At 64.1% G+C, this 15131-nt stretch carries 11 protein-coding genes and 1 tRNA gene; 9 read left to right on the top strand and 3 right to left on the bottom strand.

What is annotated here, in order from left to right; translation table 11 throughout:
- The first annotated feature begins 6 nt into the window (after nt 1-6).
- Genes fdnG through fdhE form a run of 4 tightly spaced genes read left to right on the top strand, consistent with a single transcriptional unit; the run spans nt 7 to nt 4985 of the window.
- Complete coding sequence (gene fdnG / locus OUZ49_RS06025) at nt 7-2475, top strand: formate dehydrogenase-N subunit alpha (protein ID WP_465251862.1); 2469 nt, start codon at nt 7-9, stop codon at nt 2473-2475.
- 10 nt (nt 2476-2485) lie between these two features.
- Complete coding sequence (gene fdxH, locus OUZ49_RS06020) at nt 2486-3403, top strand: formate dehydrogenase subunit beta (protein WP_266149123.1); 918 nt, start codon at nt 2486-2488, stop codon at nt 3401-3403.
- Nucleotides 3400-4059, top strand: a complete 660-nt coding sequence (locus tag OUZ49_RS06015) for a formate dehydrogenase subunit gamma (RefSeq protein WP_266149121.1) — start codon at nt 3400-3402, stop codon at nt 4057-4059. Before fdxH ends, OUZ49_RS06015 begins: the two co-directional genes overlap by 4 nt.
- Nucleotides 4056-4985 (top strand): formate dehydrogenase accessory protein FdhE, encoded by a 930-nt coding sequence (fdhE, locus tag OUZ49_RS06010; RefSeq protein ID WP_266149119.1) that lies wholly within the window; start codon nt 4056-4058, stop codon nt 4983-4985. The genes OUZ49_RS06015 and fdhE overlap by 4 nt, the downstream gene beginning before the upstream one ends.
- Before the next feature lie 15 nt (nt 4986-5000).
- Here the strand turns inward: fdhE and OUZ49_RS06005 are convergent, their stop codons facing one another.
- Nucleotides 5001-6053 (bottom strand): permease, encoded by a 1053-nt coding sequence (locus OUZ49_RS06005; protein WP_266149117.1) that lies wholly within the window; start codon nt 6051-6053, stop codon nt 5001-5003.
- Nucleotides 6054-6431: 378 nt separating this feature from the next.
- Between OUZ49_RS06005 and selA the strand changes: the two genes are divergently transcribed.
- From selA to OUZ49_RS05990, 3 genes are all read left to right on the top strand, one after another.
- On the top strand, nt 6432-7865 hold the full coding sequence (gene selA, locus OUZ49_RS06000) for an L-seryl-tRNA(Sec) selenium transferase (RefSeq protein WP_380004168.1): 1434 nt from the start codon (nt 6432-6434) through the stop codon (nt 7863-7865).
- Entirely contained in the window at nt 7862-9793 is a 1932-nt protein-coding gene (selB, locus tag OUZ49_RS05995; protein ID WP_266149113.1) for a selenocysteine-specific translation elongation factor, read from the top strand. Before selA ends, selB begins: the two co-directional genes overlap by 4 nt.
- Nucleotides 9794-9807: 14 nt before the next feature.
- Nucleotides 9808-9903: transfer RNA gene (locus OUZ49_RS05990), tRNA-Sec, on the top strand.
- A 140-nt stretch (nt 9904-10043) separates the two neighbouring features.
- Here OUZ49_RS05990 and selD read toward each other — a convergent pair.
- Nucleotides 10044-11084 (bottom strand): selenide, water dikinase SelD, encoded by a 1041-nt coding sequence (selD, locus tag OUZ49_RS05985; RefSeq protein ID WP_266149111.1) that lies wholly within the window; start codon nt 11082-11084, stop codon nt 10044-10046.
- A 207-nt stretch (nt 11085-11291) separates the two neighbouring features.
- On the bottom strand, nt 11292-12077 hold the full coding sequence (locus OUZ49_RS05980) for a 2OG-Fe dioxygenase family protein (protein ID WP_266149109.1): 786 nt from the start codon (nt 12075-12077) through the stop codon (nt 11292-11294).
- 329 nt (nt 12078-12406) lie between these two features.
- On the opposite strand from OUZ49_RS05980, the gene speC reads away from it, so the two are divergent.
- Complete coding sequence (speC, locus tag OUZ49_RS05975) at nt 12407-14656, top strand: ornithine decarboxylase (RefSeq protein ID WP_266149107.1); 2250 nt, start codon at nt 12407-12409, stop codon at nt 14654-14656.
- A 247-nt stretch (nt 14657-14903) separates the two neighbouring features.
- A complete protein-coding gene (locus OUZ49_RS05970; protein WP_266149105.1) occupies nt 14904-15131 on the top strand; it encodes a YtcA family lipoprotein in 228 nt (75 codons plus the stop codon).

Raw genomic sequence — 15131 nt, 5'->3', positions numbered from 1 at the left:
CCGACGGTGGCCAGTCTGGCCCCATCATTCGGTCGCGGTGCAATGACCAACACCTGGCAGGACATCAAGAACGCCAACGTCGTCATCGTGATGGGGGGCAATGCCGCCGAGGCGCATCCTTGCGGTTTCAAATGGGTGATCGAGGCGAAGATCGAGAACGACGCCAAGCTCGTCGTGGTCGATCCGCGCTTCACCCGCACGGCCTCCGTCGCCGACTACTACGCGCCGATCCGGCCGGGCACCGATATTGCGTTTCTCAACGGTGTCATCCGCTATCTGCTGGACAAGGACGCCATCCAGCACGAGTACGTTCGCGCGTACACCAACGCCGGCCTGATCGTGAAGGATGGCTTCACGTTCCAGGACGGCCTGTTCAGCGGCTACAACGAGGATACCCACAGTTACGACAAGTCCACCTGGGACTACGAACTGGGCCCGGACGGCTACGCCAAGTTCGACGATACCTGGCAGGACCCGCATTGCGTCATCAACCTGCTCAAGCAGCACGTCTCCCGCTACACGCCGGAGATGGTGTCGCGCATCTGCGGCACGCCGCAGGACAAGTTCCTGCATGTGTGCGAGCTCATTGCCAGTACGTCTGCGCCGGACAAGGCCATGACCAGCCTGTTCGCGCTTGGCTGGACGCAACACTCGGTGGGTGCGCAGAACATCCGCAACATGGCGATGATCCAGCTGCTGCTGGGCAACATCGGCGTGGCCGGTGGCGGCATGAATGCCTTGCGCGGGCACTCCAACATCCAGGGTTTGACCGATGTTGGCCTGCTGTCCAACCAGATGCCGGGCTATATGAACCTGCCCAACGACAAGGAAACCGACTTCGACACCTACATGTCGACCCGGCAGTTCAAGCCGTTGCGACCTGGCCAGATCAGCTTCTACCAGAACACCCGCAAGCTGTTCGTGAGCCTGATGAAGGCACTGTATGGCGACGCCGCCACGCAGGAAAACAACTGGGCCTATGACTGGCTGCCCAAGCTCGACATCCCGCTGTACGACATCATCAAGGCGTTCGAGATGATGAACAACGGCCAGATGACGGGCTATATCTGCCAGGGTTTCAACCCGCTGCAGGCGTTCCCGGATCGCGGCAAGATCCGCCGCGGCCTCAGCAAGCTGAAATTCCTGGTCACCATGGATCCGCTGGATACCGAGACCTCGCGTTTCTGGCAGGACTTCGGCCCGCAGAACCCGGCCAATTCGGCCGAAATCCAGACCGAGGTATTCCAGCTTCCCACCACCTGCTTCGCCGAGGAAAACGGCTCGCTGGTCAATTCGGCGCGCTGGCTGCAATGGCACTGGAAGGCTGCCGATGCACCGGGCATTGCCATGTCCGATATCTGGATCATGAGCGGCATCTTCCATCGCCTGCGCGAGCTGTATCGCAAGGAAGGCGGTGCGTTCCCCGATCCCATACTCAACCTCACCTGGAAGTACACCGACCCCATCAGTCCCGACCCGGAAGACCTGGCCAAGGAAATGAACGGCCGCGCGCTGGCCGACCTCACGGATGCTGCCACCGGCGCGGTGACCAAGGCGGGCACCTTGCTGGATGGCTTTGCGCAATTGCGTGACGACGGCACCACCTCATCCGGCTGCTGGATTTTCTGCGGTTCGTTCACCGAGAAGGGCAACCAGATGGCGCGTCGCGACGCCACCGATCCGCGCGAGCAAGGCATCGCTCCGAACTGGGCGTGGGCATGGCCGGCGAACCGGCGCATCCTGTACAACCGCGCCAGCGCCGATCCGGCGGGCAAGCCGTGGAACCCGGCCAAGCCGGTCATTTCGTGGAACGGTACACGCTGGGTGGGCATCGATGTGCCCGACTACACGCCAACACTGGATCCGTCGGCGGGCGCTAGTCCGTTCATCATGAACGACGAAGGCCTGGGTCGGCTGTTTGCCCGCAAGCTGATGGTGGAAGGGCCGTTCCCGGAGCATTACGAGCCGCTGGAATCGCCGGTGGAAAACGCCTTGCATCCGAAGGTGCAGAACAATCCGGTTGCCCGCGTGTTTGCCAATGACCGTGCCGCGTTTGGCAGTCCAAAGAACTTCCCGTACGTGGCGACCACGTATCGCCTGACCGAGCACTTCCACTTCTGGACCAAGCACGCGCTGATCAATGCCATCCTGCAGCCGGAAGAATTCGTGGAAATCGGCGAAGTGCTGGCCAAGGAAAAAGGCATCGAGCAGGGCGGCTGGGTGAAAGTGTCGTCCAATCGCGGCCACGTGGTGTGCAAGGCCTATGTGACCAAGCGCATCAAGCCGCTCACGGTCGACGGCAAGCCGACCCACGTGATCGGCGTGCCGCTGCACTGGGGTTTCACCGGCCAGGCCAGGAAGGGCTACGGCGCCAACACACTGACGCCGTCCGTCGGCGACGCCAATACCCAGACACCCGAGTTCAAGGCGTTCCTGGTCAACATCGAAAAGACCAGCGCACCGGTCGCCGCCTGAGGAAGCCGACATGTCCGACCTGCAATCGCAAGACCTGGTACGGCGTTCCGCATCGACCATGACGCCGCCCTCGGTGCGCAGCCACGTGGAGCAGGTGGCCAAGCTGATCGATGTCAGTCGCTGCATCGGCTGCAAGGCCTGCCAGGCGGCGTGCATGGAGTGGAACGACCTGCGGCCGGAAATCGGCCACTTCGAAGGCTCGTACGAGAACCCGGCGGACCTGGGCCCGAGCGTGTGGACCCTGATGAAGTTCGCCGAGTACGAGAACGAACAGGGCAATCTGGAGTGGCTGATCCGCAAGGACGGCTGCATGCACTGCGAGGATCCGGGTTGCCTGAAGGCCTGCCCGGCGCCGGGTGCCATCGTGCAGTACGCCAACGGCATCGTCGATTTCATCAGCGACAAGTGCATCGGTTGCGGTTACTGCGTGAAGGGCTGCCCGTTCGACATCCCGCGCATCAGCAAGCAGGACCACAAGGCGTACAAATGCACGCTTTGCTCCGATCGCGTGGCGGTCGGGCAGGAGCCGGCCTGCGTCAAGGCCTGTCCTACCGGCGCGATCATGTTTGGCTCCAAGACCACCATGCAGGAGTGGGCGGGGGAACGCATCGTCGACCTGAAATCCCGTGGCTTCGAGCAGGCCGGCCTGTACGACCCGCCGGCCGTCGGCGGTACCCATGTGATGTATGTGTTGCATCACGCGGACCGGCCCTCGTTGTACTCGGGCCTGCCCGATCATCCGCGGATCAGCCCGGTAGTCGAGGCGTGGAAGGGCATCCTCAAGCCGCTAGCCCTGATTGGCGTCGGGCTGGCGGCCGTCGTCGGTTTCTTCCACTTGATCATCGAGGGACCGAACGAAGTCACCGACGAGGACGAGGCCGCAGGCGAGCGCGTGCTGCGCGAATCGGAATCGGAGAAGTCGCCATGAGCCGGCCGAAGAACGTGATCATCCGCTACAGCGCGACAAACCGGGTCAACCACTGGATCACCGCGATCTGTTTCGTGCTGCTGGTGCTGTCGGGGTTGGCGATGTTCCACCCCATGCTGTTCTTCCTGTCCGGCCTGTTCGGCGGCGGGCAATGGATGCGTGCGGCCCATCCATGGATCGGCATCGTGCTGCTTATCAGTTATCTCGCCATGATCGTGCAGTTCTGGCGCGAGAATCTCGTGCACCAGGATGACATCGAGTGGCTGAAACAGGCCCGCTTCATCGTGTCCAACCAGGAGGAACGCGCCCCGCAGACCGGTCGCAACAACGCAGGCCAAAAGATCGTGTTCTGGTCGATGGCGCTGCTGATTCCGGTGCTGTTTTTCACCGGCCTGCTGATATGGGAAGTGTATTTCGGCGCAGCCACCTCCATCCCGGTGCAGCGCGCGGCCGTGCTGATCCACAGCCTCGCGGCGATTGCGGCCATCCTCGTCTGGATCGTGCATGTCTTCGCGGCGATCTGGGTTCGCGATTCGGTGCGCGCCATGACCCAGGGCTACGTAACGCCGGGATGGGCCTGGCGTCATCACCGCAAGTGGCTGGAGGAGCTGGCTTCCGGCCAGCACGACGAAACTAACGACAGGAAGCGTCCGTGAAGCAAGCCGCAGCACCACCCGACGCCCAGTGGAGCGGTCCGGTCCATGCCGGCGTCAAAGCCCCCGATCCCATCCTGCTTCCCGACCCGGCCCTACGCTTCGCGGCCACCGCACAACGGCTGGATAAACTGGCCGCCGGACATCCGATGGATGCGTGGCTGCGCTTCATGGCCCGACTGGCCCGCGCGCAGCACGTGGTAGCCACGACGCTGGGCCCAGCCACTGCGCTCAGCCCGGCAGTCGTGGCGCAAGCGGCCGAGGCGCGTCTGCCGCCGTTGGCGGCGGATGGGCATCGGCGCGAAGCGATCTGGCAGCAGGGTCTCGCCTTGCTGCTCGAATATATTGACGGAAGCGACCTGCCGCTCGCTGCGCGCGAGGCGATGGAGCAGCTGCGGCGCAGTGAAGCCGCCACGCTGGACCAGCTGGCCGACGATTTCCTGCGCGGCGAGTTGGCCGCGACGGATGCGGGTGTGGTCGTTTATGTCGCCGCCGCCCTGCAGGTGTATTTCACCTGCTCGGCAGCGCGTCTCCGGATTGAGGGCCTGCGCCTGCTCGAACAGCGCGCGTTATGCCCCTGCTGTGGCTCACCGTCGGTATCCGGCCTGATCACCGCGACGGGCGTGATACCCGGTACGCGCTACCTGTATTGCTCGCTGTGCTCGACCGCGTGGAACCACGTGCGCGCCATGTGCATCACCTGCGGCGGCACGCGCCAGCTGTTCCTGCAAGGCATCGAAGGCGATCCCGGCGTGATCAAGGCCGAGACCTGCGGCGACTGCCACACCTACGTCAAGCTGCTGTACCAGCAGCACGACATGCAGGTCGATCCGTATGCCGACGACCTGGCCTCGCTGGGCCTGGACATCCTGGTCGCCGAAGACGGCTACGGCCGACATGCGCCGAACCCCTTGCTGCTGATGGGATGACCCGCAACGATCGCTTCAGCGCATTCCCAGTAACGAGGCGAGCGCGCCGCCCAAAAGTCCGCAGCCGAACACCGCTGCGGCCATCACCACCAAGGTACGCGCGGGAAACGAGCGCCCGAGCATCGCCAGCGACGGCAGGCTGACCGGGGGCAGGGTCATCAGCAAGGCGGCGGCAGGCCCGCCTCCCATGCCCAGGGCCAGCATCGCCTGCACGATCGGCACCTCGCCGGCCGTCGGTATCACGAACAGCATCCCGGCCAAGGCGAATCCCGCGATCCAGAACCACTGATTGCCGATCGCCGGCCCGATATGCGGGAACATCCATGCGCGGATCGCGCCCAGCAGCAACACGATCACCACGTATTCGGGAATCAGCCGCAGCGTCATGCGCCCGAAGATGCGCGCCCAGCGCTTGCCCACCTCGGTCGTTGAGCGCGGCTCCGGTTCCATCGGCAGCGAACCGCCTGCCAGCGACGGTCCGGGCGACGTGATGCGGTTGGCCAGGTAGCCCAGCCCAAACACCATCGGTACACCCAGCAGGATGCGCAGCACGGTCCAGTGCCAACCGAGCACGAAGCCGGTAAACACCAGGGTCGCGGGATTCAACACCGTATTGCCAAGCCAGAACGCGATCGCTGCGCCTGGCGCCGCCTGGTGCTGGCGCAAGCCCACGACCACCGGTGCCGCGCAGCAGGTACACATCATGCCCGGCATGGCCAGCAGGCCGCCGGCCAGCACGCCGCCGAAGCCGCGACTACCCAGCACACGCTGCACCCAGTTCACCGGCAGCAAGGCCTGGATGCCCGAGCCCAGCACCAAGCCCAGCAGCATGGCCTGCCAGATTGCCTTGCCATAGGCCAGCGCATAGCCGAGCGCCGCGCTCCAGGACGGCGCTGGTGCGCTGGCCTCATCGCCCATCAGGATCGAATGGCCTATGGAATGGTGGGCCGCGGCCACGAAAGCGCGCCCGTAGTACGGGTACCACTTCACATAGAACAAGCCGGCGATCGCCAGCAGGACGAATACGGACAAGCGCAGGGTGCGCGCTGTGTGCAAGGCGACGGCCATCGATCTTCCCCGACGAGCAGTCCGGACATCACGGCCCTACAGGGCACGACATTGCCATCCGTAAGCCGCAGGCCGATGCGCTGCGGAGGGGCAAGACCTTGGAGCAACGGCGAATGCCATCATGGCGCAGCGCCCGCTACGGCACTGGAACAAGATCGCTGTCATGCACGCACCTGAGGTGTGGCACGTACGCCTGCCCGCAGGCAGCGTGGCCAGTGCCATGTGATGCCGATGTATATGTCAGGGCCGATCGTCATCAAAGATCTGGTGAGCAGGCTCGCCTTGACCCAGGCTTGGCGCGCACCCCAGCATAGGGGCTACCGAGTCTTCGCCGCCGCGCTCTCGCATCAAGCCCAGGGTGATCGGCGATGTCACTGGATGAGCGCCATGGCCGAGTCCGAGGTTTCTTCCTTGCGTCGCCTGCCAGCGGTTGCCGCCGTACTGGCGACCGCCGAAGCAGCGTTGCTGCAGCAACGCCATGGGCGTGTCCCTACCACCCAGGCAATACGCCAGGCCATCGACGAAGCGCGCGAGGCTCTGCGTGCAGGCGCCAGCGTGGCGCCCAGTGCTATGGAACTGGCGCAGCGGGCCCGCAGCTTGCTGGAAGCGCACGCAGCGGGCCTGCGCCCGCTGTTCAATCTCACCGGCACGGTGCTGCACACCAATCTTGGCCGTGCGGTGCTGGCGGAAGCCGCGATCGATGCGGCGGTGGCAGCGATGCGCCATGCCGTGGCTCTGGAATACGACCTGGACGGTGGCGGACGCGGAGAGCGCGACGATCACCTGCGTGCCTTGCTGCGCGACCTGACCGGTGCGGAAGACGCCACGGTGGTGAACAACAATGCCGCGGCGGTCTTGCTTTGCCTCAATACGTTTGCGCTCGGGCGCGAGGTGGTGGTCTCGCGCGGCGAGCTGATCGAGATCGGCGGCGCCTTCCGCATGCCTGACATCATGGCGCGGGCCGGCGTACGCATGGTCGAAGTGGGTACCACCAACCGAACCCATGCGGCCGATTACCGTGACGCGATCAATCCAGACACGGGCCTCGTGCTCAAGGTGCATACCTCGAACTACAGGATCCAGGGCTTCACTGCGGAGGTTGGCGCGACCGAGTTGGCGGCGCTGGCCGATGCTGCAGGGGTGCCCTTGTTGAACGACCTGGGCTCCGGCAGCCTCGTCGATCTTTCCGGCTACGGACTGGCCAGGGAACCCACCGTACGCCAGGCCGTGGCCGAGGGCGCGCGGCTGGTGACGTTTTCCGGCGACAAGCTGCTGGGTGGTCCGCAAGCCGGCTTCATTGTCGGGGACCGCGCGTTGATCGCGCAGATCAACCGCAATCCGCTCAAGCGCGCGCTGCGCGTGGACAAGCTTCGCCTGGCAGCCATCGAGGCCACGCTGAATCTGTACCGTGATCCTGATCGCCTCGCCGAGCGACTGCCTACCTTGCGCTGGCTGAGTCGGCGCAAGGTGGAGATCGCGGCGCAGGCGCGCCGCCTGCAGCCGGCGGTGGCCGAGCAGCTTGGGGATGCCTTCGTGGTCGAGGTCGGCGATTGCTCCAGCCAGGTCGGCTCCGGTGCATTGCCGCTGGACACCCTCGCCAGTGCTGCGCTGCTGATCCGCCCGCATGGCAGCCAGCGCGAGCTGGAGCGGCTGGGCGCGGCCTTGCGCGCGTTGCCGCGCCCGATCATCGGCCGCGTGGCCGATGGCGCTCTCCACCTGGATTTGCGTTGCCTGGACGAAGCGGAAGAATCACTGTTCCTGTCGGCCCTGGGCCAGCTCGACATGGACGGCCTGGCTGCGGGCACCCCATGATCGTCGGCACCGCCGGCCATATCGACCACGGCAAAACCGCGCTGGTCAGGGCCTTGACCGGTGTCGACTGCGATCGCCTGAAAGAGGAAAAAGTCCGCGGCATCACCATCGATCTGGGCTTTGCCTATCTGCCGCTGGACGACGGCTCGATACTCGGCTTCATTGACGTTCCCGGCCATGAGCGTTTCGTGCACACGATGGTTGCGGGTGCCAGTGGCATCGACTTTGCCCTGCTGGTGGTGGCAGCCGACGACGGGGTGATGCCGCAGACTCTGGAACATCTGGCGATCCTGGATCTGTTGCGCATCGCTCGAGGCCTGATCGCGATTACCAAGGCCGACCTGGCGACGCCCGCACGGCTGGCTGAAGTCAGCGCGCAGATTCGCGCGGCCACCGCAGGCACCACGCTCGAGGGCGCCGAGATCCTGCCGGTCGCTTCGACCACGGGCCAGGGCATCGATGCGTTGCGCGATCGGCTTGCCGCCGAAGCACGCGCGGCGGGCGAACGCGCCGATGACGGTCGCTTTCGCCTTGCGGTCGATCGCGTGTTCACCCTGGCCGGCATCGGCGTGGTGGTGACCGGCACGGTGTTGTCCGGCGTCGTGCGCGTCAAGGATCAGGTCATGCTTAGTCCTTCGGGGCTGGGCGCGCGCGTGCGCTCGCTGCATGCGCAGAATCGCGAAGTGGAACAGGGAAGGGCAGGCGATCGTTGCGCTCTCAATCTCGCCGGTGAAGGCATCGCCAAGGACGCGATTCATCGCGGCGACATGGTCGTCGATCCGTTCCTGCACGCGCCGACCGAGCGCATCGACGCGCGCCTGCATCTCTTGCCAGGCGAAACCAGGCCCCTCGGTCAATGGTTCCCGGCGCGACTGCACCATGGCGCCGTCGAGGTCGGCGCGCGCATTGTCCTGCTTGAAGGCGAGCAGCTGCTCCCAGGCGGCACTGCAGACGTGCAGCTGGTATTGAGTCGCCCGATGGCAGCTGCAGCGCTCGATCGCTTCGTGCTGCGTGATGTCTCCGCCCAGCGCACGATCGGCGGCGGTGACTTACTCGACCTGCGTGCCCCGTCACGCCAACGTCGAACCGCGGAACGTGAGGCCCAGCGGGCCGCGTTGGCCATCGTCGATCCGCAGGAGGCCTTTGCCGCCTTGCTCGATGCGCCACCGTTCGTGAGCGATCTGTCGGCCTTTGCGCGGGATCGCGCTTTGTCTGCGGCCAAAGTGGATGACATGGCTGCCGCCATCTCGCCCGTGGTCTTTCCTGTTGGCGAGCAGCGCATCGCGATCAGCCAGAAGCATTGGCAACGCTTCGTCGCGGGCGTGGTCGAGTGTGTGCAGGCCTTTCACGCGGCGAACCCGGACCTGCAAGGCATGGGCCGCGAGAAACTGCGGCTTGCATCGCAACCGAGACTACCTGCTGCTGCGTTTGCGCTGGCCCTGCAGCACGCGGACCTCGCCGGTCGTGTCGTGCGCGACGGTGCGTTTGTGCGCCTGCCGGGCCACTCGCTGCAGTTGAGTCCCGAACGCGAGGCGTCATGGCGGTTGATCGCCCCGCTGCTTGGCGGCGATGCGCGTTTCTGCCCGCCGCGGGTCCGCGATATTGCCGGGACGCTCAAGCGTCCGGAGCACGACATCCGGCAACTGATGACCTTCGCGGCGCGGCTGGGCCTGGTTGACGAAGTGGCGCACGACCATTTCTTTGTGCGCGCGACGATGCACGAGATGGCGCTGATCGCCGCCGAACTGGCCGCCCGGGCGGCCGAGGGCCGATTTACCGCGGCGCAGTTCCGCGACCGCCTCGGGATAGGTCGAAAAGTGGCGATCCAGATACTAGAATTCTTCGACCGGCAGGGTGTCACGCTCAATCACGGCACCTTGCGCAGGATCCAGGCACGCTACCTGGACTTGTTCGGGCCCGTGCCATAGTGATCGTGTTCCATGGAAGAGCATCGTCCCCGGTGGGGCGTCCGGACTTCAAATCCGGGTGAGGCAGCCAGACTGTCTCGGGTGGGTTCGACTCCCACTCTCTTCCGCCAGAAATGAAAGCGCCCCCGCCGGGGGCGTTTTCGTTTCTAAGGGAAAGACTGGGTGAGAACCCACTCGGGTTCGACAAACTTGCAGGAGCAAGTTTGGACAGCCGAAGGCTGGCCCCGTAGCGCGCTTGCTGGCGGTTTGGTCACACGACTTCGATGCCAGGCGTGCCGGTCACGGCCGTTCCGATGATGCTTGCACGCGAATAGCCAGCCGCCTCGATCATCGCTCGTATCGCTTCGGCTCGCTCCATCGTGCAAGAGACCAGCAAGCCACCCGAAGTCTGTGGATCGGTCAGGAGCGCGCGGCGCCATGCCGACAGGTCCGGAGGCAGGGCGACGCGGTCGCCGTAGCTGTTCCAGTTTCGCTGGGAGGCGCCCGTGACATGGCCTGCCTCGGCCAAGGCCTCGGCCTGGGCGAAGAAGGGCAGGCGCGCCTGTTCGATGCGAAGCCGCAGGCCGCTGGCCACTGCCAATTCGAGGCCATGGCCGAGCAAGCCGAAGCCGGTGACGTCCGTCATGGCGTGCACATCCGCATCCATGGCCAGCTCCTGGCCGATGCGGTTGAGCTGGGTCGTCGAGGCAAGCATCTCCGCATACGCATGCGTCGGCAGGGCCTGCTTCTTGAAGGCGGCCGAGTAGATGCCGACGCCAAGGCCCTTGGTCAGGATCAGTGCATCGCCCGCTCGCGCACCAGAGTTGCGGCGCACGTTCGTGGGCTCGCATAGTCCGATCGCGGCGAGTCCGTAAATCGGCTCGGCCGAATCGATCGAGTGGCCGCCGGCGATGGGAATGCCGGCCTGCGCGCAGATCGCTTCGCCGCCGGCGAGGATGGCGCGCACCGTCTCCACGTCGATCTTGTTCAGCGGCATTCCCAGGATGGCCAGGGCCATGATCGGCTTGCCGCCCATCGCGTACACGTCGGACAGCGCATTGGCCGCGGCGATGCTGCCGAAATCAAACGGATCGTCGACCACCGGCATGAAGAAATCGGTGGTGGCGATCACGCAGGTGCGCTCGTCGACCTGCCATACGGCTGCGTCGTCACTGGACTCGGTGCCCACCAGGAGCTGCGCGAATGGCATGGTGGCCGGCTTGTCGGCGAGCAGTTGCTGAAGCACCGAAGGCGCCAGCTTGCAGCCACAGCCGCCGCCGTGGGCGAGGTCGGTCAAACGAACGGAGGTCATGGCGATCCTCGGCAAGTCCCGATAGCGCAGTGCTACGTTCCGGGCAGCATAGCGAAAAGCCTTGGACCGTAAAGCACGTTGCAGGCGTTCTTGCCTTGGTCAGAAGAATTCGCGGCTGCCTCGACGTGCCGGGTAGACGTCGCGAGTAGGGCGGAACGCAGTGTGGCGGCCCTCGGCATCCATTTGGATCGCCCGCGTCGGCTTCAATCAGGTTGAGCCGGTCGCTGCTTCTGACGGGACCGCTCTGAACGTCACCACCAGCACATCACGAAACGCAGGTTCATCGGCGACGAGCGGCATCACTGGCGTCACCCCATGGAAGACCCGGGGATCATGAATCAAGGCCGCGTCGAGTGGTCGTGCAAGCGTGAATTCCCCCAGCAGGCGCCCATCCGGCGCGTGAATCGTCGTCGTGCCACTCGCTATGTTGTGGCGATTCACCAGCAGCACCAGGACGTAGTCGACGCCGTCACGATGGCTGCCTTCCGGCGTCGGCTCGCCAGCCACACCGGCCGTGGCCTCGATGCGAAATTGATGAACCTCGATATGCCAGCGAGGCGCAGGCGACGCCAACGAACTAAAGAACTCGTTGCAAAAGGTCAGGATGGCACGCAGGGTGGAACCAGCCACCACGGCGGCAGATATCGGCTCAAACCATCGTTCGATATCGCCCTGCAGCGCGTTGTACTGCAGTGCCTGGAAGTGCGCCTGATGGGGCTCCGGCACAACGGGGCTCTGTGCCGTGGCGGAAAACGTCGCATGGCGCCTTCGACGAAAGCGCCCCTTGGCCGCCAGATACCGGTCGGGCTCGAGATGGTTCCAGCTATCCACGAAGCCCGCCCAATCCTCCAGTTCTCCGCTTGAGGCGAGCAGGGTGCCCATGTTTTCGGCTGAGACAAAGGCGAATCCATCGAGACTCACTGCGTGCAGCAGCGATGAAGCTTGCAGGTCGGTGTGATTGTGCATGCCGCCATGGTAGGCGATCTGCGCCATCCGCTCCAAAACCTTGCCTGGTCGTCGGGCCGCTACATCGCCCTGGCAGTACCTCGCTTGGCCTGCACTTTGCGCGGCGCCATCGGCTTTCCGCACGATCGTGGCCGTGCTCCGTAAAAATACGGATTACATCCCGTGGCCATGTGCGGAAGATAGGCCGGGCAGTCGCACCGCCGGCAGAACTACGGCTATCCATCCCGAAAGATGGCGTGAACGTAGGCTTGCTTTAGCACAGGCCTTCGCGCAAACCAGGAAAGGCGCAGCCGCCAACGGTCCGACTACGGGATTCGATGTCGTCGCCAACAGCACAGGTGAGGGCGAGGTTGATCATGAGCATTCCTGTCCAGCGCTATCTTCGTATCCTCGTTATTGGTGAGCCGACTGGAGTCGTCGCACAAGTCCTTGAGGATGAATTGCACTTCGACGTGCAGTCCATTGCCTCTGATCAGATTGTGCAGGCGATCCGCAACGGCGCCGATCTTGGCGCCATCATCGTATCGCGCGAGGATGCGCCTGCCGCGATCAGCGCCCGCGATGAGCGAGGCCTGCGCATGCCGATCTTCATGATCAGCAGCCGGGAAGACGAGACGTTTGCCGAGCCGTTTCTGAAGTCGCTCGACGGCGTGGTGATCGCTGAACTCGAAACACGGGAGTTCTATGAGAAGCGCCTGCTGGCCTCGGTCGAGCACTATGCCCTTAGCCTCAGGACGCCGTTCTTCGGCGCGCTGATGCAATACGACTTCGACGCCAACCGGACGTGGGCCTGCCCCGGCCACCAGGGCGGCCAGATGTTCATGCATCACCCAATTGGCCGGCTTTTTTATGAGCATATGGGCGAGAACGTATTCCGGGACGACATCTGCAATGCCATGGTGTCACTTGGCGACCTGCTGATCCACGAGGGTCCCGCGCTGTCCGCGCAACAGGCTGCCGCCAGGATATTTCACGCGGACCGCACCTATTTCGTACTCAGCGGTACCTCGTCGTCGAACAAGGTCGTGAATACGGCCCTGTTGCGCAGCAAGGACGTGGTCCTGTTTGACCGGAACAACCACAAGTCCAATCACCACGGCGCGCTGCTGTTCGCAGGCGCCATCCCGATCTACCTCGAAACGGATCGCAATGGCTTCGGCATGGTGGGGCCAATCGATGCGTCGGCGTTCGACGAAGACGCGATCCGCGAAAAACTGAAGAACCATCCGCGGCTGAAAGGCACCGATGCATGGAAGAAGGAGCGTCCGATTCGTGTTGCCATCATCGAGCAGTGCACCTATGACGGTACGGTCTATAACGCCAAGAAGGTGCTGGACAAGATCGGCCACCTTTGCGAATACATACACTTCGACGAGGCCTGGGCGGGCTTCGGCGCGTTTCATCCGCTGATGAAGCACCATTTCAGCATGGGCCTGAAGCTCTCTGAAAAAGACCCGGGCGTGATCGCCACGCAGTCCACCCATAAGCAGCTCGCCGGTTTTTCCCAGGCGTCGCAGATCCACGTTCGCGACGAGCACATCCGCGGCAAGTCGTTTCGCATCAATCACAAGCGCTTCAATGAGATGTTCATGCTGCAAGCGTCGACATCGCCGTTCTACCCGCTGTTCTCCAGTCTCGATGTCAACGCGCAAATGCATGGGGACAAGGCGGGCAGGGTGCTGTGGGACGACATGGTGAAGCTCGGCATCGTGGCGCGCAAGGCGATACGCAAGCGCTTCAACGGTTTGATCGACCCCTTTGTTCCGCACATGGTGGACTTCCACGGCAAGAAGACCAAGTGGGAGCACGTGCCCACCGACGTGCTGGCGCGGGAGCAGGCCTTCTGGCAGCTGGCGCCCGGTGAAAAATGGCACGGCTACCGCAACCTGGGCGACGACCTGGCGATGGTCGATCCGACCAAGCTGATGCTGATCACCCGCGGTATCGATACGAGTTCGGGCAGCTACGAGAAGACCGGGCTGCCGGCGACGATCCTCGCCAATTTCCTGCGCGAGATCCATGTCATTCCCGAGAAGAATGACCTCTACAGCATCCTGTTCCTGATGACGCCCGCGGTAGGTGAGGGAAAGATGGCGATGCTGGTGGCGGCGCTGGAGCGCTTCAAGGACCACTATGAGGCCGATAGCCCACTTTCGGCGGTCGTTCCTGCGCTTTACGCGAAGTACGAAGAGCGCTATCGAAATTATTCGCTGCGACAGCTTGCCCAGGAAATGCACGACTTCTTTGTATCCAAGAACATCAAGGAGCTGCAGCGACTGTGCTTTCGATACGAATCGTTTCCCGAGCAGGCGATGTCGGCGCGTGAAGCAAACGAGGCGCTTGTCGGTGGCGAGGTGGACTTCGTGCCGATGAGCGAGGTGTCCGGTCGCATCGCCGCCACGCTGGCGCTGATCTATCCGCCGGGCATTGGCATCATCGTCCCAGGCGAGCGTTACGATGACCGGGCCCAGCCCATGGTCGATTATTTCGCGGCGTTCGAGGATAGCTGCAACCGCTTCCCGGGGTTCTCGTACGAAGTGCAAGGTGTCTACCAGGTGCAGGAAGCGGGACGCATCCGCTTCTATACGTACGTGGTCCGCGAATAGTCAGGTCACGGCGCGGCATCGCACCGACCGGGGACGTTCCGCTGCGTCGCCCGCTACGGACATGGGTCGCCGGCTGGACCTTGTTGGAGGGCGCGCGCGGAGGGGCCTCCGCCTTCCCATGCAGGCGCACTCCGAAGTTCGAGGGGGTTACATGCGACAGGCTGGGCTAATGCGGTTGACGCGAGATGAGCGGTCGAAAGCGCTCGGAGCTGGCCATGGCCCTCTGCGTAGCCTTGCGCTGGTCGCGATGGGTGGCCTGCTCCAGGCCTGCAGCAGCGCGCCATCACGAAACATTCTCGGCTCCTACTTTCCGTCGTGGATGGTGTGCGCGCTGCTCGCCCTGGTCCTCACCGTGATCGTGCGTGGCGTGTTCGTTCGCACGGGCATCGACGCCGTCCTTCCGGCGCCGTTGGTCGCCTATCTGGGGCTGTTTGCGGCCTTCACGTTCGCCGTGTGGCTGATCTGGCTTGCCTGA

The organism is Dyella halodurans, assembly GCF_026283925.1.
Taxonomy (GTDB): domain Bacteria; phylum Pseudomonadota; class Gammaproteobacteria; order Xanthomonadales; family Rhodanobacteraceae; genus Dyella; species Dyella halodurans.
Note: the sequence above shows the minus strand (reverse complement) of the source record. Positions and strands in the feature narration are given on the sequence as shown.